Source organism: Hanstruepera sp. CR43, from assembly GCF_055227665.1.
The window spans coordinates 2667304-2692021 of the sequence record NZ_CP200078.1 but is presented as its reverse complement, the minus strand read 5'-3'; the positions used below and the strand labels follow the sequence as shown (position 1 = coordinate 2692021).

At 37.4% G+C, this 24718-nt stretch carries 17 protein-coding genes and 1 tRNA gene; 10 read left to right on the top strand and 8 right to left on the bottom strand.

The genetic code is table 11. The features are described 5' to 3' along the window. Positions 1 to 795 (top strand): DUF3667 domain-containing protein, encoded by a 795-nt coding sequence (locus ACKXGU_RS12320; protein ID WP_463465587.1) that lies wholly within the window; start codon positions 1 to 3, stop codon positions 793 to 795. On the opposite strand, the gene ACKXGU_RS12315 is transcribed toward ACKXGU_RS12320, so the two are convergent. Beyond that, a complete protein-coding gene (locus tag ACKXGU_RS12315) occupies positions 792 to 2561 on the bottom strand; it encodes an ABC transporter ATP-binding protein (RefSeq protein WP_463465586.1) in 1770 nt (589 codons plus the stop codon). The genes ACKXGU_RS12320 and ACKXGU_RS12315 overlap by 4 nt on opposite strands. Next, entirely contained in the window at positions 2551 to 3300 is a 750-nt protein-coding gene (gene truA, locus ACKXGU_RS12310; RefSeq protein WP_463465585.1) for a tRNA pseudouridine(38-40) synthase TruA, read from the bottom strand. Before truA ends, ACKXGU_RS12315 begins: the two co-directional genes overlap by 11 nt. Positions 3301 to 3374: 74 nt before the next feature. On the opposite strand from truA, the gene ACKXGU_RS12305 reads away from it, so the two are divergent. Then, the gene (locus ACKXGU_RS12305; protein ID WP_463465584.1) at positions 3375 to 3866 is read left to right on the top strand and encodes a metallophosphoesterase family protein; all 492 of its coding nucleotides are present in this window, start codon (positions 3375 to 3377) and stop codon (positions 3864 to 3866) included. Between the two features lie 56 nt (positions 3867 to 3922). On the opposite strand, the gene ACKXGU_RS12300 is transcribed toward ACKXGU_RS12305, so the two are convergent. Continuing rightward, the gene (locus tag ACKXGU_RS12300) at positions 3923 to 4333 is read right to left on the bottom strand and encodes a DUF4293 domain-containing protein (protein ID WP_463465583.1); all 411 of its coding nucleotides are present in this window, start codon (positions 4331 to 4333) and stop codon (positions 3923 to 3925) included. 200 nt (positions 4334 to 4533) lie between these two features. On the opposite strand from ACKXGU_RS12300, the gene rho reads away from it, so the two are divergent. Further along, a complete protein-coding gene (gene rho / locus ACKXGU_RS12295; protein ID WP_463465582.1) occupies positions 4534 to 6126 on the top strand; it encodes a transcription termination factor Rho in 1593 nt (530 codons plus the stop codon). A 136-nt stretch (positions 6127 to 6262) separates the two neighbouring features. Here the strand turns inward: rho and rpsT are convergent, their stop codons facing one another. The 3 genes from rpsT to proS form a co-directional block, all read right to left on the bottom strand. Then, positions 6263 to 6514 (bottom strand): 30S ribosomal protein S20, encoded by a 252-nt coding sequence (rpsT, locus tag ACKXGU_RS12290; protein ID WP_103051934.1) that lies wholly within the window; start codon positions 6512 to 6514, stop codon positions 6263 to 6265. A gap of 23 nt (positions 6515 to 6537) precedes the next feature. Next, a tRNA-Glu gene (locus ACKXGU_RS12285) sits at positions 6538 to 6609 on the bottom strand. Between the two features lie 149 nt (positions 6610 to 6758). Continuing rightward, entirely contained in the window at positions 6759 to 8237 is a 1479-nt protein-coding gene (proS, locus tag ACKXGU_RS12280; RefSeq protein WP_463465581.1) for a proline--tRNA ligase, read from the bottom strand. A gap of 100 nt (positions 8238 to 8337) precedes the next feature. On the opposite strand from proS, the gene ACKXGU_RS12275 reads away from it, so the two are divergent. Both ACKXGU_RS12275 and ACKXGU_RS12270 read left to right on the top strand, forming a co-directional pair. Next, positions 8338 to 9357 carry a hypothetical protein gene (locus ACKXGU_RS12275; protein ID WP_463465580.1) on the top strand — a complete coding sequence of 340 codons (1020 nt, stop codon included), beginning with the start codon at positions 8338 to 8340 and terminating at the stop codon, positions 9355 to 9357. A 17-nt stretch (positions 9358 to 9374) separates the two neighbouring features. After that, a complete protein-coding gene (locus ACKXGU_RS12270) occupies positions 9375 to 10898 on the top strand; it encodes an OmpP1/FadL family transporter (protein ID WP_463465579.1) in 1524 nt (507 codons plus the stop codon). A 75-nt stretch (positions 10899 to 10973) separates the two neighbouring features. Here the strand turns inward: ACKXGU_RS12270 and ACKXGU_RS12265 are convergent, their stop codons facing one another. Continuing rightward, the gene (locus ACKXGU_RS12265) at positions 10974 to 17393 is read right to left on the bottom strand and encodes a T9SS type B sorting domain-containing protein (RefSeq protein WP_463465578.1); all 6420 of its coding nucleotides are present in this window, start codon (positions 17391 to 17393) and stop codon (positions 10974 to 10976) included. 205 nt (positions 17394 to 17598) lie between these two features. Between ACKXGU_RS12265 and folE the strand changes: the two genes are divergently transcribed. The 5 genes from folE to ACKXGU_RS12240 all read left to right on the top strand — a co-directional run bounded on the left by folE (position 17599) and on the right by ACKXGU_RS12240 (position 21506). Further along, complete coding sequence (gene folE, locus ACKXGU_RS12260) at positions 17599 to 18276, top strand: GTP cyclohydrolase I FolE (protein WP_463465577.1); 678 nt, start codon at positions 17599 to 17601, stop codon at positions 18274 to 18276. A 19-nt stretch (positions 18277 to 18295) separates the two neighbouring features. Continuing rightward, the gene (cysS, locus tag ACKXGU_RS12255; RefSeq protein ID WP_463465576.1) at positions 18296 to 19777 is read left to right on the top strand and encodes a cysteine--tRNA ligase; all 1482 of its coding nucleotides are present in this window, start codon (positions 18296 to 18298) and stop codon (positions 19775 to 19777) included. Positions 19778 to 19779: 2 nt separating this feature from the next. Continuing rightward, entirely contained in the window at positions 19780 to 20001 is a 222-nt protein-coding gene (gene yidD / locus ACKXGU_RS12250) for a membrane protein insertion efficiency factor YidD (protein ID WP_463465575.1), read from the top strand. A 75-nt stretch (positions 20002 to 20076) separates the two neighbouring features. Continuing rightward, positions 20077 to 21003 carry a prolipoprotein diacylglyceryl transferase gene (gene lgt, locus ACKXGU_RS12245; RefSeq protein ID WP_463465574.1) on the top strand — a complete coding sequence of 309 codons (927 nt, stop codon included), beginning with the start codon at positions 20077 to 20079 and terminating at the stop codon, positions 21001 to 21003. 5 nt (positions 21004 to 21008) lie between these two features. After that, positions 21009 to 21506, top strand: a complete 498-nt coding sequence (locus ACKXGU_RS12240) for a DUF192 domain-containing protein (protein ID WP_463465573.1) — start codon at positions 21009 to 21011, stop codon at positions 21504 to 21506. Positions 21507 to 21580: 74 nt separating this feature from the next. On the opposite strand, the gene secDF is transcribed toward ACKXGU_RS12240, so the two are convergent. After that, complete coding sequence (gene secDF, locus ACKXGU_RS12235; protein ID WP_463465572.1) at positions 21581 to 24562, bottom strand: protein translocase subunit SecDF; 2982 nt, start codon at positions 24560 to 24562, stop codon at positions 21581 to 21583. Positions 24563 to 24718: the final 156 nt, after the last annotated feature.

Below are 24718 nucleotides of genomic sequence, written 5' to 3'. Positions count from 1 at the left end.
ATGCAATGCAAGAATTGTCAAACTGAAATTCAAGAATCAGATGATTTTTGTAGTGCCTGTGGAGGCCGAATAATCCGTAATAGATTAACCTTAAGAAATCTATTTGAACACTTCAGCGAGCAGTTTTTGAATTACGATAATAAATTTCTTCAAACATTTATTGGGCTTTTTACCAAACCAGACGATGTAATCGGTGGCTATATTTCTGGAGTAAGAAAACGCTACGTCAATGTTATCAGTTATTTTGCAATTTCGGTAACACTGGCCGGACTACAAGTATTTATTTTTAAAAAGTTCTATCCAGAACTGTTCAACTTTGGGTCATATGGCACTCCAGGTGGAGAAGAGATGATGCAATATATCTTAGATTTAACCCAGGAATATCAGGCTATTGCCATGATGGTCAACATACCTATATATGCCATTATATGTAAATTAACATTCTTCAGAAATAAAACCTATAACTATACCGAGCTGCTGACGATTTTTATGTATATCTATTCACAGACGACTATTGTTAGTGTGATTATTTCTATTACAGGTGCCGTTTTGGGTTTAACCTTTGGCTCCATTTCTATGCTCTTATTACCTTTTATGTTTATCTACACAACTTACTGTTTAAAAAAACTCTATAAGCTGTCTATGAAAGGTATTTTAATCAAAACACTCATATTTTTGATTATTGTTTCAATACTTTACGTATTAAGTATTATAGCAGCTGTAGCCATATTATATCTTACAGGAAACATGGATATTTTAAAGCGAATGGCAGAATCTCAAAATATGGTAAATTAAGCAACCTCTTCTTTTAGAAACTGAACTTCGTATAAATTTTTGTAATACCCTTCAGGTTTTTTGAGAAGCTCATCATGGGAGCCTTCTTCAACAATTTGTCCCGCATCCATGACAACAATTTTATCTGCTTTTTTGATGGTTGCCAATCTATGTGCTATGATGATGGATGTTCTATCTTTGGTTATTTTATCAGTAGCGTTTTGAATAAGTTGTTCAGAATGGGAATCAACCGATGATGTTGCTTCATCCAATACCAATATACTTGGGTTAGTGACATAGGCTCTTAAAAATGAAATCAACTGCCTTTGTCCAGAAGATAACATCACTCCGCGTTCTTTAACGTTATAATGATAACCATTTGGCAAACTCATGATGAAGTCATGGATACCAATGGCTTTCGCAGCCTGAATAACTTCAGATTCGCTGATTGATTTATCATTAAGCGTAATATTATTTAAAATGGTATCGGCAAATAAAAACACATCCTGCAATACAACGGCTATCTGACTGCGTAATGATTTTAAGGTCATATCTTTGATATTGGTATTATCAATCAAAATTGAACCACTTTGAATATCATAAAATCGATTCAACAAATTGATTATAGTCGATTTGCCAGCTCCCGTTGCTCCAACAATGGCTATCGTTTTGCCTGGTTCTATTTCCAAATTGATTCCCTTAAGAACCTCCTCATCTGGAACATAGCTAAAATGAACATTCTGAAAGGCAATATGACCCTTAAAATGTGATGCTACCATCGTTCCCGTATCATCAATTTGAGAAGTAGTTTCCAATACTTTAAATACTCTATTGGCAGCCACCATACCCATCTGCAGCGTATTAAACTTATCTGCTATTTGTCTCAATGGTCGAAACAACATCGGAATCATCATGATAAAAGCCGTCAAATCACCTAAAGAGGCCGTTTCACCGATAACCGTATTCAACCCACCATACCAAGCAACAAGACCAATAGTTATAGACGATGATAATTCTGCTATTGGAAAGAAAATAGAGTTGTACCAAACTGTTTTGAGCCAGCCTTGTTTATGACGCTCATTAATTTCTTTAAACTTTCTGTATTCCGTATTTTCCCGTGTAAAAAGCTGAAGGATTTTCATTCCAGTCACACGTTCTTGTACAAACGAGTTCAAATTGGAAACTTCGGTTCTTACTTCCTCAAAAGCCTTTTTCATATACTTTTGAAATAATCTTGTAGCATATAAAACAAGTGGCAGCATGAGAAAAACAATTATACTCAATTCCCAATTCATCCACATCATCACACTTGAGACTACCAACATAGTCAACAAATCTCGGAATATCATAAAAAGGCCCTCTCCAAAAATATCAGCAATACGTTCCATATCGGTCACAGCCCTTGTTATTAATACACCTACCGATGAATTATTGAAATATTTCATTTTAAAACTGAGCATGTGATCAAAGAGTTTTACACGAATATCCTTAACAACTGTTTGCCCCAACCATCCGGCATAATAAATAAAAAGCAACTGAAAAATTACCTCTGCAAGCAGCATAGCTCCCATGAGTAAAATATAGGTCAAAAAGCCATCTAGTTCTTTTTTAGCTATGTTATTATCTATAGCTTGTTGCAAAATATAAGGTCTTGCAGCCCCCAAAAGAGCTAGCAAAATAACCGCTACTAAAACCCACACAAAAACCAATTTATACGGTTTGACAAACTGTAATAACTTTTTGAACAGTTTAGTGTCCAATAATTGATTTTGTTTTTTATCTGTCATGCTTAATACTTTCTGGGTAATCAATATTTATCAAATATAAGCCATGTGCCGGAACAGAATATCCTGCTTCACTTCTATCTTTAGATTGAATGATAGTTTGTAAATCATCAATAGTTATCTTTCCAAGTCCCACATTAATTAAAGTTCCAACAATAGCACGAACCATATTTCTTAAAAACCGGTCAGCCTTTATGGTAAAATGCAACTCATCATCAATTTGTTTCCATTCAGCATGCATAATATCACAAAAATAAGTTTTCACGTCCGTATGAGTCTTTGAAAAGCATTGAAAATCTTGATGACCCAATAAAACTTTAGCAGCTTCATTCATTAAATGCAACTGAAGTGGTTTTTTCATTAAGTAGGCATAGTCAAAATTAAAAGCATTTTTCTTTAGAGCTAATCGGTACAAATAAGTTCTGCTCATAGCGTCAAATCGCGCATGAGCCTCTGGTTTGACTTCAAAAATATCATGAACTGCAATATCTTGTGGTAAAAACGCATTTAGCTTATAAGTTAAATCTTCAGTATTGAAACTTAAATCTATATCAAAATGAACAAACATCTGCAACGCATGAACACCTGCGTCCGTCCTACCAGCTGCTACAATATCTGTTTTTTCACCAAGTAACGTACTCAATGCTTTTTCCACTACTTCTTGAACAGAAATAGCATTAGGCTGATTTTGCCAGCCATGATATACTTTACCATGATATGAAAGTTCAATAAAATATCTCAAGAATGTACTACTTTTGTTTTTGAATCTACAAAGATAATTAGAAATACCTGCTTTTAAACCACAATGTTTTCTTAATGAAAAAAATCCTGCTACTTTCAGACACGCATAGTTATATTGATGAAGCTGTTTTAAAATATGTTAAGCAAGCTGATGAAGTATGGCATGCTGGAGACATTGGTGACTTAGAAGTAACTGATTCAATTAAAGCTTTAAAACCCTTACGTGCTGTTTACGGCAACATTGATGATAAAGAAGCACGATTGGAATTTCCATTAGATAATCGGTTTTTTTGTGAGGAAGTTGATGTTTGGATTACTCATATTGGCGGATATCCAAGCAGGTATAATCCTAGAATTAGAGAGCAAATTAAAGAGAATCCGCCACAATTGTTCATAACAGGTCATTCACACATCCTAAAAGCCATGCCTGATAAAAAACTAAATTTACTACATATGAATCCGGGAGCTATTGGCAAACACGGTTTTCATAAAGTCAGAACAATGCTACGCTTTACCATTGATGGTAGAAAAATTGAAAACCTTGAAGTTATTGAATTCAAGAGATAAAAAAAGCCCAAGATCTTCACCCTGGGCTCACGCACTAATATACTAAGATGATAGGTTTATCGTAATCTATCTACAGATTTTACGAGATCTTCGTCCTTTTTAATGGCTTTATTGGCTAATGCCAAAAACACGATAGAAACAATAGGAAGAAAAATCCCAATACCTTTCTCAGAAACAACCGTTTCTCCAGATAAATTTAGAGATTGATACACAAAAAATCCTAGTAAAATAAAGTTTAATATGATATTCAGTCGTCCCAACATAAATTGTGACTTTCTGTTTTTAAATCTAAAAATGGTTATTAACGATAATACTGCTGACAATAAGAATCCCGCAAAAACACAACTAGCATCTTGTGCAAAGACTTTAACACCATCCTGATTCGTCCATAATTCAAAAACAAAAATCAGTCCAGCTGAAACAACTGTAGCCAATAACAAATAAAGTGTTTGAATTCTTTGAATCATTAATTTTCGTTAATAACGGGCACAAAAATAATGGTTTCTTTTTTAAAATTAACTTAAAAAATTAAAATAAAGTTGTATAATTGCAGTAATAATTCGCAACTCTCACAGTTGTAAGTTATTAATTCTTCAAAAAACATAAGATCAATTTTTCTTCGGAATTATTCAACTTAAATTATTTAACAAAACATTTTATTGTATCAATGTTTGAAATAGCTCAATTAAAAGAAATGAAACTTCCTGAACTACAGGAAATAGCTCAAAAATTAAAGGTATCTAAATACCGTTCATTAAAAAAATTAGATTTAGTTTATCAAATTCTAGACCATCAAGCTGCTAATCCAAAAGCCGTGAAAGAGGTTGTTAGCACTGATGATTCTTCTGATAAGACTAATGAAAAAACAAATACAAAACCTGCTCAAAAACGCCCTAGACAACGCATTCAAAACCAACAAAATAATCCCAATAAAAAAACGGATTCCAATGAGAAATCTTCTGATAATGCAAACAATCAGAAGCCAGACTCCAATCATAAAAAAGAATCAGAAAAAAATAACCCTCAAGACGATAAGAAAAAAGATAGTAATCGTCAAAAGAGAGATAATAATAAAGGGAATTCGAACAATAATAACAATGGCAACAAGGATAACAGAAACCGTTATCGCGAACCCGATTTTGAGTTTGACGCCATAATAGAAAGTGAAGGCGTCTTGGATATCATGCAAGATGGCTATGGTTTTTTAAGATCATCAGATTACAATTACTTATCATCACCAGATGATATTTATGTATCGCAATCGCAAATTCGTTTGTTCGGACTGAAAAAGGGTGATACTGTTTTAGGAAATGTAAGACCGCCTAAAGAAGGTGAAAAGTATTTCCCGCTTATTAAGGTTAACAAAATAAATGGCCAAAAGCCTGAAGTCGTTAGAGACCGTGTGGCTTTTGAACACCTAACACCCCTATTCCCAAAAGAGAAATTTAATATCGCTGAAAAGCAAAGTACCATATCTACTCGAATTATGGATTTGTTTTCTCCTATTGGAAAAGGGCAACGTGGTATGATTGTGTCGCAACCAAAAACTGGTAAAACCATGTTACTTAAGGACGTAGCTAACGCTATTGCCGCCAATCATCCAGAAGTCTATTTAATGATTTTACTCATTGATGAAAGACCTGAAGAAGTTACTGACATGCAACGTAACGTAAGAGGGGAAGTTATTTCTTCAACCTTTGATAAAGAAGCACATGAGCATGTTAAAATTGCGGATATTGTTTTAGAAAAAGCAAAACGATTGGTTGAGTGCGGTCATGATGTGGTTATTCTTTTGGATTCCATAACACGTTTGGCCAGAGCCTACAACACGGTTCAACCCGCTTCAGGAAAAATATTAAGTGGTGGTGTTGACGCTAATGCCCTACACAAACCAAAACGTTTCTTTGGTGCTGCACGTAATATAGAAAATGGTGGTTCTTTAACCATAATTGCTACAGCACTTACTGAAACTGGCTCAAAAATGGATGAAGTTATTTTTGAAGAATTTAAAGGAACTGGAAATATGGAACTTCAATTGGACAGAAAGATATCCAATCGTCGTATTTTCCCTGCTATCGATTTGACATCTTCAAGTACGCGTCGTGATGATTTATTACTTGATGAGAATACGATTCAGCGTATGTGGGTTATGAGAAAATATCTGGCCGACATGAATCCTGTGGAGGCCATGGAATTTATAAATGATCGTGTGAAACAAACAAGAAATAACGAAGAGTTCTTAATTTCCATGAATGGTTAAATAAATTTCATTTATCATATAAATATAAATGCCTTGAAAATTTTCAAGGCATTTTTTATTAAAAACTATTTAAAATTATTTCATAAAAAAAGCCCTTCGTTATGGAAGAGCTTTAAACTTTATCTAATTTCACTTTTTACAAAGACGCCACGTGCTTGGCTAAACCAGACTTCAGGTTAGCAGCTTTGTTATTGTGAATAATGTTCTTTTTTGCTAATTTATCAATCATAGAAGATACAGAAACCAATAATTCTTCAGCCTCTTTCTTATCACTCATGTCACGCAATTTTTTGATTGCATTACGAGTTGTTTTGTGCTTATATCTGTTTCTTAAGCGTTTCGCTTCGTTACTTCTAATTCTCTTTAACGCTGACTTATGATTTGCCATTTGTTCTTTTATTATTAAAATTGTAGCCCGTAGGGGAATCGAACCCCTCTTACCAGGATGAAAACCTGGCGTCCTAGCCGATAGACGAACGGGCCATTTGGTTTTAAGTGCGCAAATATAAATTTAAAAACTTACACTTGCAATACTTTTCAAATAACTCTCAATGTTTCCATTGCGGATGCAAAAATACAACTATTTTTAAATGTTGCAATAACTTAATAATCTTTTTTTGAAAAAAAATAATTTAGTACGCTTTTGCAAATAAAACACGCTGTTTTGAAGGGTTACCCGAATAAACGCAAGCACCCTTCTCTTCTTTTGAATCCATTGGAATACATCGAATAGTCGCTTTAGTCAACTCTTTTATCTTCAATTCTGTCTCTTCTGAACCATCCCAATGAGCTGAAATAAAACCTCCTTTTGACTCCAGGACTTGCTTGAAAGTATCAAAATCATCAACTTCAGTGATATGATTATCTCTAAATTGAAGTGCTTTTGAGTATAAGGAGTTTTGAATTTCGTCCATCAACGCAACTACTTTTGATGGTAAATTGTCGACAGCTATAACCTCTTTGGTCAATGTATCTCTCCTGGCCAATTCAACGGTGCCATTTTCCAAATCTTTTGGACCAATAGCTATCCTTAATGGTACCCCTTGCAATTCATGTTGCGCAAATTTAGCACCAGGACGTAACGTATCACGATCATCATACTTAACAGAAATACCATTAGAGCGTAATTCATCCACGATGATATTTACCAATTTAGAAATGGCTTCTAACTGCTCTTCAGATTTATAAATAGGCACAATAACAACTTGGTTAGGTGCTAAACTTGGAGGTAAAACCAAACCGTTATCATCACTATGAGTCATAATCAAAGCACCCATTAATCTTGTAGACACACCCCAGGAAGTTGCCCAAACATAATCCTGCTTACCTTCTTTATTGGCAAACTTTACATCAAAAGCTTTTGCAAAATTCTGTCCTAAAAAATGTGAGGTACCAGCCTGAAGGGCCTTTCCATCTTGCATTAAAGCTTCAATACAATAGGTTTCTACAGCTCCTGCAAAACGTTCGCTTTCTGTTTTAATTCCTTTAATAACAGGTATTGCCATAAAGTTCTCTACAAAAGTAGCATAAACATTATTCATCAATTCAGCCTCTTTAATCGCTTCAGTTTCTGTAGCATGTGCCGTATGCCCTTCTTGCCATAAAAATTCTGCCGTTCTCAAAAACAACCTTGTTCGCATTTCCCATCGCACAACATTTGCCCATTGATTCACCAGTATTGGTAAGTCTCGGTACGATTGAATCCACCCTTTATAAGTATTCCAAATTATAGCTTCACTGGTTGGCCTGACCACAAGTTCCTCCTCTAATTTTGCTTCGGGATCAACACGCAATTTCCCTTTATTATCAGGGTCATTTTGAAGTCGATAATGCGTTACAATAGCACATTCTTTAGCAAAACCTTCAGCATTTTTCTCTTCAGCCTCAAACAAACTTTTAGGAACAAACAGTGGAAAATAAGCATTTTGATGCCCAGTTTCTTTAAACATCCTATCTAATTCTGCTTGAATTTTCTCCCAAATCGCAAATCCATAAGGCTTGATGACCATACAGCCACGAACAGCAGAATTCTCCGCCATGTCAGCCTTAACAACTAACTCGTTGTACCATTTTGAATAATCATCTGCTCTACTAGTAAGTTTTTTGCTCATATACAAGGTTTTGGCATAAATATTGTGACTATGTTAAATATAAAAATAGTTCAGCAAAACTAACTATTTTTGAAATGTCCAACAATTAAAATTGCTAGTTATGCCTATTAAAAATTACTTTTTTTCGAAAACTTCAATACTGATAATAAGTGCGCTACTTGCATTAACATCATGTGGTACTTATCAGAATGTACCTGACAATGATGGAATATATGGATCAACCCAGATCCCTGTTGATAATCAAGACGCTGTGGTTGTTTATGACAACCCAAATGCGAGCAATACCTACTACAAGAATTATTTCAAAGAAAAAGCAGACGAATATGATATTTACACGCAAGATGAGGTGTTTACAGATGTAGATGACTATACAAGTGACTACAGAGAAGAGTCAGATTCTACCCAAGTAGAATACAATCAATATGCAGGCTGGGGGCAAGAAAACACTGATGTTTCAATAAATGTCTATTCAGGAGGTTTTAATTACGGCTGGGGATGGAATGCTGGCTGGGGTTGGAACACTGGCTGGGGATGGGGATATCCGTATTATGGCTGGGGTTGGAATGCTGGATGGGGATGGGGATACCCTTATTATGGCTGGGGCTGGAATGCTGGTTGGGGCTATCCTGGTTATGGATGGGCCTATTACCCACCTTATTATGGCGCCGGTTATTACAGTCCTTATTACTACAGAAACAGTATATCATATACTAGTGGCAGACGAGGTAGTGTTTACATGGGCAGAGCTAGCAGTCGATATGGCTTGAACTCCAATAATTACTTAGGACGCTATAACACTGGTAGACGCAGCTCCACTGATTACAGTTCTGGGAGACCAAGAAGTGATTATAATTCATCTGGGAGACCAAGAGTCCGGACTTCAACAAGACCAAACTCGAATTCTACTATTAATTCAACAGGAAGACCAAGAACCCAAACAACAAAACCAACTAGAAGCCGTTCTAACAGTACGCCAAGAGTAAGAACAAATCAACAACCGACTAGAAGCTATAATAATTCTTCGAGCCCTAGTAGAAGTTATTCCTCTCCTTCAAGAGGCAGTTCATCAATGGGTGGTGGAAGAAGTTCTGGCGGCGGCGGAAGAAGAGGTGGTTTCTAAATCTTAAAAAAAATTATATGAAAAAAACACTTTTGCTGGCTATAATCGCATTCACTGCGACTATTGCCAACGCTCAAGATATTACTGATGCGTTACGATATTCGGAAGACAACATTCAAGGCACAGCCAGATTTAGGGGATTAAGTGGTGCATTTGGTGCTTTGGGAGGCGATATGAGTGCTGTTAGTATTAATCCTGCAGGATCGGCTGTCTTCAACTCTAGTCATATTTCGCTTTCGTTGTCAAATTTACAGACTAAAAATGAAACCCAATACTATAACGGTTTAGCTAGTTCAAAAAATTCAACTATTGACTTAAATCAAACAGGGGCTGCATTTATTTTTAATAACAGAAATGCAAATTCTCCATGGAAAAAATTTGCAATAAGTGTGGCTTACGATAAAATTCAAGATTATGACAACAATTGGTATGCTATTGGAACCAATCCGAATAATTCTATTGATAGTTATTTTTTAAATTATGCCAACGGTTTGAGATTGGATGAAATTTCTGCATTACCGAATGAAAGTTATTTTCAAGCCTATTCCGAAATAGGTAGTCTTTATGGTTATGGAAATCAACAAGCCTTTCTAGGTTATGAATCCTATATCCTAGAACCCGTTAATAACACAGATGACAATACGACTTATACTTCAAATATTGCACCAGGCAGCTATTTTCAAGATTACAGCTACGCTTCAACTGGTTATAATGGAAAATTTACAGTGAATGCTGCTACACAGTTTGGTGAGCGGGTATATTTGGGGTTGAACCTTAATTCACATTTTATCAATTTTGAACGATCAACTTATTTATTTGAAAGTAATGACAATGAAAATTCTCTTGTCAGCCAAGTAAGATTTGGAAATAACTTATTCACCGTTGGTTCTGGATTCTCATTTCAATTAGGCACTATAATTAAAATAACCGAACAATTTAGAGCTGGATTTGCTTTTAATTCACCAACTTGGTATAATATTTCTGAAGAAACCTCACAAAGCCTCAGAACATTGGTTGATGATAACGGAACAAACACTTCGGTTAACATTGATCCCAGAGTTATAAATGTATATCCTACCTATAGGCTACAAACACCTGGAAGAATAACAGGCAGTTTAGCTTATGTATTCGGAAAATATGGATTGATCAGTTTTGATTACTCTTTAAAAGATTATAGCAATAGTAAATTCAGACCCACTTCAGACAGGTACTTTAATCAGCAAAATAACATTATAAGTAATAGTTTGACAACTGCTTCAACATATAGATTAGGAGGTGAGGCTAAAATCAACCGATTAAGTTTAAGAGGCGGTTATCGTTTTGAAGAAAGTCCTTATAAAAATGGAATGACCGTGGGAGATTTGTCTGGTTATTCTGTAGGTCTTGGTTATAATTTTGGAAATGTAATCAAGCTGGATGTAACATTCGATCAAACCAGCCAGTCAAATCAACCTTCTTTATATAATGTCGGATTAACAGATGCTCCAAATATAGATGCTAAAAATTCTAATCTTACTTTCACATTAAGTTTTAGTATGTAAAAAATTAATAGTTTTTATATATAAAAAAAAGAGCGGAACAATATTGTTCCGCTCTTTTTCTATTTTAAAACACATTTACCTTTTTAAAGTAAAATGTGCCTGGAATTGCTTCATCGCATCATCAGCTGGTTCTCTATAATCGACGGTAAACCAGTAATCAGTAGATGGTAATGGATAACCATTTAAAGTACCATCCCAACCTGGACTAGACGGGCTTAATTGTTTTAATAATTTACCATATCTATCAAAGATATAAATCTTGGCATCCATTTGAGAACTAATCCCTGAAATTTGCCAAGTATCATTGTCTCCATCATTATTAGGTGTGAAGAAAAGCGGATAATCCATCACTAAAACAATATCACTTCCAATACCACAACCGTAAATATCCCTTACTTGAATAACATGTTCTCCAGGAGAAACATTCGTAAAGATATAGGTATTGTTATTAGAATCATTGCTTACCCATGGTCCATTATCAATACTGAACTCAAAGGAAGCTGCCCCATTACCTGAAGCAACAACTTGGATAGCATTATCATCTGCAAAAGCTTCCGAGATAACTGTTGCATCAACAACTGGTGGCGAACTTTCTTCCACAACAACAGGTATCACATTAAAACATTGTGTATCAACATCAGTAATGGTTACAATATGAGTCCCTGCCTCGACAGCAGTATAACTTGGATCTAAACTAACTATTACCCCATTTGGATTTTCCCATTCAAAAGTATAGTCAGTTGCACTTAATCCTGTGTCAATTGTAGGAGCACCAACAACTTCAGTACCATTCGTGTTCACACAAATAGTATATAAATCATCTGGCGTAAACATCGGAATTGGATTTACAATCAAATCAAATGTTATAATTGTATAACATCCCGTGCCATTATCAGATGCATTATTGGGATCACCTGTATTCGTAACTCGCACGTAAATAGTTTGAGGTGTTGCAATATTAGTGTAAGCCATTTCATTTGTAATAGAGTTCTCACCCGATTCAGCATCTGCCATAGATTCGTGGTAAGTAACCGTTTCATCAAAATCATTCAACATCAATCCTTCATTTTCAGTCAAATCAAACTCTTCCTGTAAATCACCTGGGGTAATGTCATCACAAGTAATCATATCAGGTAAAACATCATTAGGAGTTGGTAACGTATTGACAACTAATGTCAAGGTAGTCATAGACGAACAATTTCCACCACTTGTTGTTTCTGTAACAGTTACAAAAATTGTTTGAGGGTTATGAGGCAATCCACCTATAGATGTATTTTGATAAGACTCATAATTAGAAATTGGATTACTAGGAATATCAGCCATTGTTTCAAAATAATCAACATTCAAAGTAACATCCCCTCCAGTATATGCATCATTTTGAGATGTTAGATCAAAAATGGCATAGCCATCATTATCGTTAGAATCATCACATATGGCGAAAATGCCATCTTCTGCTTCAGCAGGTATAACTGGCAATGGATTCACAATCAGATCAAATTGCCCAACCTTTATACAACCATTTAATCCTTCTAGCCTGACATAAATAGTCGTATTTCCAGATACATAATCTGATAATTGTGGCTCCATAATAGGATTCAACCCTGGAGTTGCTTCAGCATCAGCTAATGTTTCGTGATACGTTAGTGTGAAATCTGCCTGATTTTGAGAACCATAAATAATATCATCCATAGTTGTCAAATCAAAAGAGGCTGTTCCATCAAAGTCATCATCACATATCACATAAGGATCTATAGAAGAAGGCATTTCCGGAGTAGGCTCAACGATCAATTGTAATTCTACTATTGTTGGACAATCGTCATTATCTCCATAATCGACCCGCACATAAATTATTTGTCCAGCCACATTGGACAGGGTATCTCCCTGCGGATTCACATCATCTTGTGCATTTTGAAGCGTTAAATGGAAAGACACATCTAACGTAGCATCGTTAGCAAGAATTTCATCTCTCGCAATAGATAAATCAAAATCACCTAAATTATCATTATCAGGATCACAGTAAGTCAGTGGAGTCAAAGGATCTACATCTGGTCCATTGGTTACATTTAAAACCATAGTTGTTGTAGTGAAACATCCTGTATTTGAATCTTCAACTCTAATATATACTATTTCCCCATCAGTTCCAATGTAGGCATCATCAGAAGGAGATACTTCAGGAGAACCATTTTGAGCCGCAACCATACTATTGTGATAGGTCACAATATAGTCTGCATTATTAGCCGTTATTTCATCATTTTTAATGGTTAAATCCATTTCGGTCATCCCATCCGTAACATCATCGTCACAGACCACCAAAGGTGTCGGATCAACAATTGTAGGAAGTGGTAATACTGTAACGTCTTGTGTCGAACTACCACTGCAAGCTCCAGTAATTTCGTATTGAACTGTGTAAGTCACTCCTGGTGTACCACCAGTTAGTTCACCTGTGGTCGGGTTTATCGATACTGGTGCACCTGGGTCTGGGTTCAATGTAAATGTTCCACCTAAATCACCTGTTATAGTTGCAATACCACCATCACAGGTCGCGGTCATTGTAAAACTTGTATTTGCTTCTGTTAGAACAGTCACATCTTGAGTTGTGCTCTCCGGGCAACTACCGGCAGTTGTATACTGTACCGTATAAGTCACTCCGCCCGTACCACCAGTTACTATACCAGTATCTGAAGTAATAGTAGTACCATCGCCTGGATTAGGATTTAACGTAAACGTACCACCTAAATCCCCTGTTATAGTTGCGATACCACCATCACAGGTCGCTGTCATTGTAAAGCTTGGATCATCAGCCGGTAATACCGTTACTGTTTGTGTACTGCTGTCTGGACAGGTACCGTTGGTCGTGTATTCTACTGTATAGGTTACCCCTGGTGTTCCTCCTGTTACCGTTCCCGAAGCATCAACCATTGTGCCGTCTCCTGGGTCTGGGTTCAATGTAAACGTTCCACCTGCTGTTCCCGTAACCGTAGCTGTTCCGCCATCACAGGTCGCTGTCATCGTAAAACTCGGATCGTCTGCCGGTAATACCGTTACTGTTTGTGTACTGCTGTCTGGACAGGTACCGTTGGTCGTGTATTCTACTGTATAGGTTACCCCTGGTGTTCCTCCTGTTACCGTTCCCGAAGCATCAACCATTGTGCCGTCTCCTGGGTCTGGGTTCAATGTAAACGTTCCACCTGCTGTTCCCGTAACCGTAGCTGTTCCGCCATCACAGGTCGCTATCATCGTAAAACTCGGATCGTCTGCCGGTAATACCGTTACTGTTTGTGTACTGCTGTCTGGACAGGTACCGTTGGTCGTGTATTCTACTGTATAGGTTACCCCTGGTGTTCCTCCTGTTACCGTTCCCGTACCATTAACGGTTGTGCCGTCTCCTGGGTCTGGGTTCAATGTAAACGTTCCACCTGCTGTTCCCGTAACCGTAGCTGTTCCGCCATCACAGGTCGCTGTCATCGTAAAGCTTGGATCGTCTGCCGGTAATACCGTTACTGTTTGTGTACTGCTGTCTGGACAGGTACCGTTGGTCGTGTATTCTACTGTATAGGTTACCCCTGGTGTTCCTCCTGTTACCGTTCCCGAAGCATCAACCATTGTGCCGTCTCCTGGGTCTGGGTTCAATGTAAACGTTCCACCTGCTGTTCCCGTAACCGTAGCTGTTCCGCCATCACAGGTCGCTGTCATCGTAAAACTCGGATCGTCTGCCGGCAATACCGTTACTGTTTCCGTGGTCAAATCACCACAGCTACCTCCTATTTCATATTGAACTGTATAGGTAGTACCTGGTGTTCCTCCTGTTACCGTTCCCGAAGCATCAACCATTGTGCCATCGCCCGGATCTGGATTCAACGTAAAGGTTCCGCCTGCATCTCCGTCTATGGTTGCCGTACCACCATCACAGGTCGCTGTCATGGTAAAACTGGCGTCCGCTGCAGTAAGAACCTCAAAAGTTTGGGTTTCAACTGCAGGGCAAGAGCCTCCTATTTCATATTGAACTGTGTAAGAATTCCCAGGTGTTCCTCCTGTTACCGTTCCCGAAGCATCAACCATTGTGCCATCACCCGGATCTGGATTCAACGTAAAGGTTCCGCCAGAGTCCCCAGTAATGGTCGCTGTTGCTCCATCACAAGTTGGGGTCATCGTGAAACTGGCATTACCTTCTGTTAATACCGTTACTGTTTGTGTACTGCTGTCTGGGCAGGTACCGTTGGTCGTGTATTCTACTGTATAAGTTACCCCTGGTGTTCCTCCTGTTACCGTTCCCGAAGCATCAACCATTGTGCCGTCTCCTGGGTCTGGGTTCAATGTAAACGTTCCACCTGCTGTTCCCGTAACCGTAGCTGTTCCGCCATCACAGGTCGCTGTCATCGTAAAACTCGGATCGTCTGCCGGTAATACCGTTACTGTTTGTGTACTGCTGTCTGGACAGGTACCGTTGGTCGTGTATTCTACTGTATAGGTTACCCCTGGTGTTCCTCCTGTTACCGTTCCCGTACCATTAACGGTTGTGCCGTCTCCTGGGTCTGGGTTCAATGTAAACGTTCCACCTGCTGTTCCCGTAACCGTAGCTGTTCCGCCATCACAGGTCGCTGTCATCGTAAAACTCGGATCGTCTGCCGGTAATACCGTTACTGTTTGTGTACTGCTGTCTGGACAGGTACCGTTGGTTGTGTATTCTACTGTATAGGTTACCCCTGATGTTCCTCCTGTTACCGTTCCCGTACCATTAACGGTTGTGCCGTCTCCTGGGTCTGGGTTCAATGTAAACGTTCCACCTGCTGTTCCCGTAACCGTAGCTGTTCCGCCATCACAGGTCGCTGTCATCGTAAAACTTGGGTCATCTGCCGGCAATACCGTTACTGTTTGTGTACTGCTGTCTGGACAGGTACCGTTGGTCGTGTATTCTACTGTATAAGTTACCCCTGGTGTTCCTCCTGTTACCGTTCCCGTACCATTAACGGTTGTGCCGTCTCCTGGGTCTGGGTTCAATGTAAACGTTCCACCTGCTGTTCCCGTAACCGTAGCTGTTCCGCCATCACAGGTCGCTGTCATCGTAAAACTCGGATCGTCTGCCGGTAATACCGTTACTGTTTCCGTGGTCAAATCACCACAGCTACCTCCTATTTCATATTGAACTGTATAGGTAGTACCTGGTGTTCCTCCTGTTACCGTTCCCGAAGCATCAACCATTGTGCCATCGCCCGGATCTGGATTCAACGTAAAGGTTCCGCCTGCATCTCCGTCTATGGTTGCCGTACCACCATCACAGGTCGCTGTCATGGTAAAACTGGCGTCCGCTGCAGTAAGAACCTCAAAAGTTTGGGTTTCAACTGCAGGGCAAGAGCCTCCTATTTCATATTGAACTGTGTAAGAATTCCCAGGTGTTCCTCCTGTTACCGTTCCCGAAGCATCAACCATTGTGCCATCACCCGGATCTGGATTCAACGTAAAGGTTCCGCCAGAGTCCCCAGTAATGGTCGCTGTTGCTCCATCACAAGTTGGGGTCATCGTGAAACTGGCATCGCCTCCTCCACTGCTAACCGTTACGGATACCGTATCTGAATCGGTAAAAGTAGTACCATCACAGTTTGTATATTCTACCTCAACTGTATAGGTTTCATCAGCATCAGGGCATACTGTGATAGTGTCTGTATTGTCTACAAAATTACCACTACCATCATACCATGATACTTCATAATTCGGTGTGCCATTTGGTGTAAAGCGCCAAGCTTCAATACTCGCAGTCCAGTTTCCTGTATTTCGTCCTGGTGGCGTATAGGCTACCGTTCCTGCTGGATTTTGAATACCGATAACCGCATTACCATTATTCCATGAAAAACAAGTTGGCTTATCAAGAATATATACTTCAATCGTGTTGGTCCCTTCATACAACACTATCTGTTGAAATGTTTTTAAATTATTACATGAAAAATGCGCTACATTAAAATAACTGACCACAAAGGTTCTACAAGGTGCTGTACCTTTTACTTCCCACCCAATTTCATGAGTTCCATTACTGGCAGCTGGATCTATATCGTGAACAGCACCAAAGATATTCACATCTGCCAATGTCGCGTTTGTATTATTTGGTATAGTCTGACTGAAAGCCCATCCATTAAAAGTATTGGCATTGCTTACATCAAAACTTATGCCCCCATTAGCTCCAACAATTAATTGGTTGTAATTATTATTGAAAAAGCAAAATTCGAAAGGTAAATTAACAACACCACTCCAAATATCATCTATATTAACAAAAAGTGGATTTGCTAATCCATTAAAATTTGATGGTGGGTTGAAAGGAATTGAAGAAACAGCATAGCTAGTGGTCTCACCAGTTTCCAGGTAAGTAGCTGTTAAATCAACACAGGCAGCATCATCACAGTCTATGACCTGATTTGGTCCAGCTTGCACATTTGGACAGCCCGGCCCTTGAGCATAGACAGAATGGGCAATAACAATTAAAATTAACGTAATTAACTTTTTCATTGAAAGAGGGTATTTTAATTTTTTTAATAGATAGACAGGGTGCGAAAACTATAATTTTAGCAATATAACTATAAGTGGGGAAAAATAAGAAAAAAATAGAAAAAAGCCCTTAAAAATTCGGTGAAATTAATTGTTTGTTAATAACCCATTTTGAAAAAATGGAAATGCTTATCTTTGCAGATTAAAACCCTTATATTTCTATTACATGAAATTTAATACTGATTTAGAAGATTTTGATGCTTTGGGCAATGACCATATAGGCACATCTGCCAACACACCATTACGCAAAGATGCCTTTAAACTGAATCAAGATGAGAAAATTGAAATTATCAAAGATGATGTTAGGCGCATTATGGAAACTTTAGGCCTTGATTTGACAGATGACAGTCTAAAAGGGACTCCAAACAGAGTAGCCAAGATGTTTGTGAAGGAGCTTTTTGGCGGACTGGATCCAGCCAAAAAACCAAGCGCTTCAACCTTTGAAAACAAATATAAGTATGGTGAAATGTTGGTGGAAAAAAATATCACGGTCTATTCAACCTGCGAGCACCACTTATTACCTATTGTTGGAAAAGCACATGTAGCTTATATTTCCAACGGTACCGTTGTTGGTTTATCCAAAATGAATCGTATTGTTGATTATTATGCCAAGCGACCTCAAGTACAGGAACGATTGACCATTCAAATAGTTAAAGAACTGCAAGAAGTTCTGGGAACAGAAGATGTTGCCTGTGTTATTGACGCCAAGCATTTGTGCGTGAATTCCAGGGGTATTAGAGATACTGAAAGCAGTACAGTCACATCTGAATTTGGTGGTAAATTCAAAGAAAAGGCCACCCGCAGAGAATTTCTTGACTATATAAAACTTGACACTTCGTTCTAATTAAACCTAACCAAATTCCATGCAATTATTTGACCAACAGCAAATAAAAGTTTACAATACTTTAAGCGGCGAAAAAGAAATATTCAATCCCATTAATGATGGGCACATTGGCATGTATGTCTGTGGGCCTACTGTATATAGCAATGTCCATTTGGGCAACGTTAGAACCTTCATGTCTTTTGATATGATATTTCGCTATTTTAAGCATCTGGGTTATAAAGTTCGCTATGTCAGAAATATTACAGATGCTGGTCATTTGGAGAATGATGCCGATGTTGGAGAAGATCGTATTGCTAAAAAAGCGCGCTTGGAGGAAATCGAACCCATGGAGGTTGTTCAGCGTTACACTGTGGACTTTCACAATATCTTAAACAAATTCAATTTTTTACCACCTAGTATAGAACCAACTGCTACTGGTCATATTATTGAACAAATAGAAATTATCAGGGAAATTATTGATAATGGATTGGCATACGTTGTAAATGGGTCCGTGTATTTTGACGTTTTAAAATATAATGAAACCAAACCTTATGGTATCTTAAGCAAGCGTAATGTTGAAGATCTCATCCATAATACTAGGGTTTTAGATGGTCAAAGTGACAAAAAAAATCCCCAGGATTTTGCACTATGGAAAAAAGCCGAACCACAACATATCATGCGTTGGCCGTCTCCATGGAGCGATGGTTTTCCGGGATGGCACTTGGAATGTACCGCTATGAGCACTAAATATTTAGGCGAGCATTTTGATATTCACGGTGGTGGTATGGATTTAAAATTTCCGCATCATGAGTGTGAAATTGCTCAAGCAGAAGCAACCAATAATATCGCTCCTGTCAACTATTGGATGCATGCCAATATGCTGATTATGAACGGTAAAAAAATGGCGAAGTCAACCGGGAATTACATTTTACCTAATGAAATTTTCACAGGAGACAACCCACATATTACCAAAGCTTATTCTCCTAGTGTGGCTCGTTTTTTCATGTTGCAAGCACACTACAGAAGTGTATTAGATTTCACCAATGATGGTTTATTGGCTAGTGAAAAAGGATTTTTCAGACTAATGGATGCCATCAATTTACTGGACGTTTTGAAGACTAGCGAAAAATCTAGTTTTAATATATCCGAATGGAAACAAAAATGTTATGACGCCATGAATGATGATTTCAATACGCCTATTGTCATAGCAAACTTGTTTGAAGCGGTAAAATATATAAATCAGATTAATGATGGATCGGCAAGCGTATCACAGAGTGATCTGGTTGTTTTAAAAGATGCTATGCATGCATTTGTGTTTGATATTTTAGGTTTGGAAAATGCTACAAAATCCAATACGGATTCGGACAAGCTTTCCGGAGCTGTTGAAATTCTAATTCAAATGAGGCAAGAAGCCCGCGCCAATAAAGATTTTGCTTTATCAGATAAAATCCGGGACGAATTGGCTGAAGCTGGCATTCAATTAAACGACAGTAGGGATGGTACCACTTTTTCGACTAATTAGTCATGAAAAAAATACTCATTGCACCTCTACTATTTCTAATAAAAGTCTATCAAATTTTTATATCTCCTCTGACACCTGCTACTTGTAGATATCAGCCTACTTGTTCCCACTATTCAAAGGAAGCCTTGGAGAAATATGGTTTATGGAAAGGTGGCAAATTAGCCATAAAAAGGATTTTTAGTTGTCATCCTTGGGGTGGTTCAGGATATGACCCAGTTCCTTAAAATATCATGTCTTTCATTTCATTGCTTTCGTATCCGTTTTCAATTATTTATATTTACTACATCAATTAAAAACCTATGTATTTACTGAAATTTGATTGGAATCCTATAACAGGTATAGATATTGTTGGAAATTTTAAATTACATTTCTACAGCATGATGTGGATTGTTGCCTTTCTTCTAGGATGGTATATCATGAAGCGCATTTTTACTAAAGAAAAGGTGAATTTAGAATATTTGGATCCGCTTTTCATCTATACTGTTTTAGCAACCATGCTTGGGGCACGTTTGGGACACGTGTTATTTTATCAATCTGAATTGATATCAGAAGACTTCTTCAGTATTTTTCTCCCATTTAAATTTAAGGGCGGCTTTGAATTCACTGGATTTCAAGGACTTGCCAGTCATGGTGCTGCAATTGGCATCATAATCGGTATGTACTTATACAGACGTAAATACAAGTATAAATCCTTGATGTGGATACTAGACCGTGTTGTCATTTCGGTGGCTTCAGGTGCTGTTTTTATAAGAATAGGAAACTTTATTAACTCTGAAATCATTGGTAAGGTTACTGATTCATCTTTAGGAGTGCGTTTTATTCAAGAAGAATACACGAAGAACGAGGCCATGCAGCTAACAGGGATTCAAAGTCCACAAGAGGCTTATAATGCCATCGCAAACAACCCGCAATTTCAAAATTATTTAGAGGCCGTACCCTACAGGCATCCTGCCCAATTATATGAATCATTTTGCTACATTTTTGTTTTTCTAATTTTATGGTACGTTTACGATAAAACTAAAAAATCAGAACAAGCTGGATTTTTGTTTGGTCTGTTCTTAGTAATGCTTTGGACCATTCGGTTTTTTGTGGAGTTTGTCAAAGAACCTCAAGGCGACGAATATATTACTATGTTAGGTTTAAACACAGGCCAGATGTTAAGTATTCCGTTTATTTTAATTGGGCTTTATTTTATGTTTCTTTTTAAACCAAAATCTGCTCAATAATTGTTATGATCAGGCAATATTTTAGAATAACCATACTCTCTTTAAGTATTATCCTTTTAACATCTTTTACTTCATGCAAGGATGAACCGAAAGCAGTATCCCAAAAGAAAGTTACTTTTAAAAAAGAAGGTGAGTTACAAATATTTAAAGCTTCTAATGATTCCTTAATTCAAACTCTGGATATCGAGATTGCTGATAATGAGTTTGAAACACAAACAGGCTTAATGTATCGGGATTCAATGAACCAAAATCATGGGATGCTATTTATATTTGAAGATTCCAGGTCACGTTCATTTTATATGAAAAACACACGTTTCCCGTTGGATATTATCTATATAGATGATAAAAAAACCATGGTTAGTTTTCAGGAAAATGCCCAACCCCTAAACGAAAATTCCCTGCCTTCAAATGCCCCAGCGAAATACGTGTTGGAAGTCAATGCTGGATTGGTAAAACAATGGAATCTACAAGTTGGCGATAAAATAACTTATACCAAACAATAATCTAAAACTGAATTTAACAAAAAAGCCTTTTTGAAGATTCAAAAAGGCTTTTTTTGTTTTATCAGAATTAGGAGTTACGCTTTAGCCTCATCCAAATCCTCTTCTTTTACTTTATTTTTAAGAGCTTCTTTTGCATCTCCTTTTTTAACTGAATCATACATTAAAGGTGTTGCTATGAATAATGATGAGTAGGTACCTACTACCACACCAACAATCAATGCAAACATGAACCCTCTTATGGAATCACCTCCAAAAATGAAGATTGCCAACAATACCACTAACGTAGTTAAAGACGTATTCAATGTTCTACTTAACGTACTACTCAAAGACACATTAATAACTTTGTTAAACGGCCAACTTGAATGCTCATTGAAGAATTCACGAATTCTATCAAATACAACAACCGTATCGTTTAACGAGTAACCAATGACCGTTAATATAGCTGCAATAAATGCTTGATCAATTTCCATACTAAAAGGCATGTACTTGTAAGTCAATGAGAATACACCTAAAACAATCAAAACATCATGGAAAACAGCGGCAACCGCACCCAGTGAGAATTGCCATCTTTTAAATCTGAATAAGATATATAAGAACACAACAATCAATGACCCTAAAATAGCCCAGAATGATGCCTGTTTGATATCATCAGCAATCGTAGGACTCACCTTATAATACTTCATCAGACCAACTGTTTTATGAGCGTCATCTTTTATAAAGTCGTCATACGAAATACCATTTAAGTATGGTTGCAAACCGTTATATAATGCATTTCTAATTTCTTCATCTACAGCATTATCCGTTTCATTCACTTTGTATTTGGTTGTAATCTTCAATTGATTAGCATTACCAAATGTTTTGGCTTCAGCACTTCCAAATGCATCAGTTAATACAGATGATATTTCATTGGCACTTACGTCTTGATCAAAACGCACTTGATACGTACGACCTCCAACAAAGTCGACACCCTGATCTAAACCATTAGTAAATAATGACCCTAAACTAACTAAAATTAAAGCACCAGAAATAATATAAGCCGCTTTGCGCTTCTTCAAGAAATTAATGTTAATATTTCTAAATAGGTTTTTAGTTATTGCTGTACTGAAGTCAAGGCTTCCACCTCTTTCGGTATACCAATCAACCAATAAACGCGTAATGAAAATTGCCGTAAATAAAGATGTACCAATACCTATTAATAACGTTGTAGCAAAACCTTTGATTGGTCCTGTACCGAAGATAAATAATATCAATGCCGTTAAACCTGTCGTGATATTGGCATCTAAAATTGAAGAAAGTGCATTACTGAAACCATCGGCAATAGATTCCTTCATACCTTTTCCTTTTGCTAATTCCTCTCGAATACGCTCAAAGATTAGTACGTTAGCATCCACCGACATACCAATGGTTAGAACAATACCCGCAATACCTGGCAATGTCAATACTGCTCCAAGGCCTGACAACACGCCAAAAATCAATAAGATATTAAACAACATGGCAATATCTGCAAATAAACCAGCCTTACCGTAGTAAAGGAACATCCAAACCAATACCAAGCCTAATGCAATTAAAAACGACATTTTACCACTATCAATAGCTTCCTGTCCCAATGATGGGCCAACTACTTCACCTTGAATAATATCAGCAGAAGCTGGTAATTTACCGGCACGTAATACGTTGGCTAAATCGGTTGCTTCATTTAAAGTGAAATTTCCAGAAATAGATGAGTTTCCGCCTGAAATAGGTCCGGTGGTTACACCAGGTGCTGAATACACCACATTATCTAAAGCAATGGCAATTTGAGTTCCCTGATTATAGGCACGACCTGTCATTTCCTCCCAAATCTTCGCACCTTTAGCATTCATTTGCATAGAAACCGTTGGTTTTCCAACTGCATCATAATCTTGACGTGCATCAGTTACCACTGCACCACTTAAAGGTGGCACATTGTCTCGGTTTCCAATTAAAGCATATAAATCAACTACTTCACTATCCTTTGCTGGTTTCCCAAACACAAATTTTACATTACGTTGTTCAGCAGGCAGCAAAGCTCTTACTTGCGGCATGTTCAAATACTCCGTGACTTTGTCTTTGTCCTTAATATTAACAACCGCTAAAACTGCAGGGTTAGGTGACTGAAATAACAAATCTCTTAACGGATTTACTTCAACTGCTGTTGAATCTGGATCTGACCCTAATAAGTCAGCAATAGCATCATCTTCAGTAGCCTCTTCAGCTTCTTGATCTGTAGCCTCGGTTTCTAAATCAACCTTTGGAGCTTCCATATCTTTTAGCAAGTTGTTGGCTTCAACTAAAAACGGACCAAACAAATCACGTTTGTAAACATCCCAAAACTCCAATTGAGCGGTGCTTTGTAATAACTTAATAGCACGTTCTTTGTCTTTAACACCTGGCAATTCAACCAAAATACGTCCTGAACTACCTAAACGTTGGATACTTGGTGATGTAACACCAAACTCATCAATACGCTTACGCAATACTTCGAAAGCTGAAACGATTGATTCATCAATTTTACGTCTGATAATAGGCTTCACATCATCATCAGTCATAGAGCCTTCTATTTCACCGTTTAAAGCACGAGTGTAGAAAATATTTGGAGATGCTAATTTCGTGTCACCTTTAATAGCATCAAACGCTATGAAAAAGTCTTCCACAAAATCATTCTGGCTGTTCTTCTGAAGTTCTGAAGCATCGTCTAGTGCTTTATTAAAAACTGGATCCTTACTATAGTTAGCAAGACCTTTTAAGATGTCCTTTACAGATACTTGAAGAATAACACTAACACCTCCTTTTAGGTCAAGACCTAAATTCATGGCATTTTCCTTAACTTCATTATAGGTATAGTTAGCAATACCTAAATTAAATACATCTTCATTTGATAAAGAGTCTAGATACTTGCGCTCTTTAACTTCATCACCGTTAGAAACTGCCACAGCAGTATCTTCAATGCTATTTGCTTTAAATGTGAATGACAATTGGTAGATACTCACCAAACCAAACAACACCGCAAATAGTTTTACTAATCCTTTATTTTGCATTGTATAAATATTTTAGGGTCAAATTTTTTTAAACCGAGCAAATATAGAATTTACTACAAAATCTGACAATTAATTTTCTTAAATAAAATAGTTGTAAAAAGTCTTCATGGTATCTAACGAAGACTACTTAAAATAAGCATTTTCACGTCATGATCA

Coding starts and splice junctions, on each gene's coding strand:
- ACKXGU_RS12320 (WP_463465587.1), top strand. CDS start 1: ATGCAATGCAAGAATTGTCAAACTGAAATTCAAGAATCAGATGATTTT.
- ACKXGU_RS12315 (WP_463465586.1), bottom strand. CDS start 2,561: ATGACAGATAAAAAACAAAATCAATTATTGGACACTAAACTGTTCAAA.
- ACKXGU_RS12305 (WP_463465584.1), top strand. CDS start 3,375: ATGAAAAAAATCCTGCTACTTTCAGACACGCATAGTTATATTGATGAA.
- ACKXGU_RS12300 (WP_463465583.1), bottom strand. CDS start 4,333: ATGATTCAAAGAATTCAAACACTTTATTTGTTATTGGCTACAGTTGTT.
- rho (WP_463465582.1), top strand. CDS start 4,534: ATGTTTGAAATAGCTCAATTAAAAGAAATGAAACTTCCTGAACTACAG.
- rpsT (WP_103051934.1), bottom strand. CDS start 6,514: ATGGCAAATCATAAGTCAGCGTTAAAGAGAATTAGAAGTAACGAAGCG.
- proS (WP_463465581.1), bottom strand. CDS start 8,237: ATGAGCAAAAAACTTACTAGTAGAGCAGATGATTATTCAAAATGGTAC.
- ACKXGU_RS12275 (WP_463465580.1), top strand. CDS start 8,338: ATGCCTATTAAAAATTACTTTTTTTCGAAAACTTCAATACTGATAATA.
- ACKXGU_RS12270 (WP_463465579.1), top strand. CDS start 9,375: ATGAAAAAAACACTTTTGCTGGCTATAATCGCATTCACTGCGACTATT.
- ACKXGU_RS12265 (WP_463465578.1), bottom strand. CDS start 17,393: ATGAAAAAGTTAATTACGTTAATTTTAATTGTTATTGCCCATTCTGTC.
- folE (WP_463465577.1), top strand. CDS start 17,599: ATGAAATTTAATACTGATTTAGAAGATTTTGATGCTTTGGGCAATGAC.
- cysS (WP_463465576.1), top strand. CDS start 18,296: ATGCAATTATTTGACCAACAGCAAATAAAAGTTTACAATACTTTAAGC.
- yidD (WP_463465575.1), top strand. CDS start 19,780: ATGAAAAAAATACTCATTGCACCTCTACTATTTCTAATAAAAGTCTAT.
- lgt (WP_463465574.1), top strand. CDS start 20,077: ATGTATTTACTGAAATTTGATTGGAATCCTATAACAGGTATAGATATT.
- ACKXGU_RS12240 (WP_463465573.1), top strand. CDS start 21,009: ATGATCAGGCAATATTTTAGAATAACCATACTCTCTTTAAGTATTATC.
- secDF (WP_463465572.1), bottom strand. CDS start 24,562: ATGCAAAATAAAGGATTAGTAAAACTATTTGCGGTGTTGTTTGGTTTG.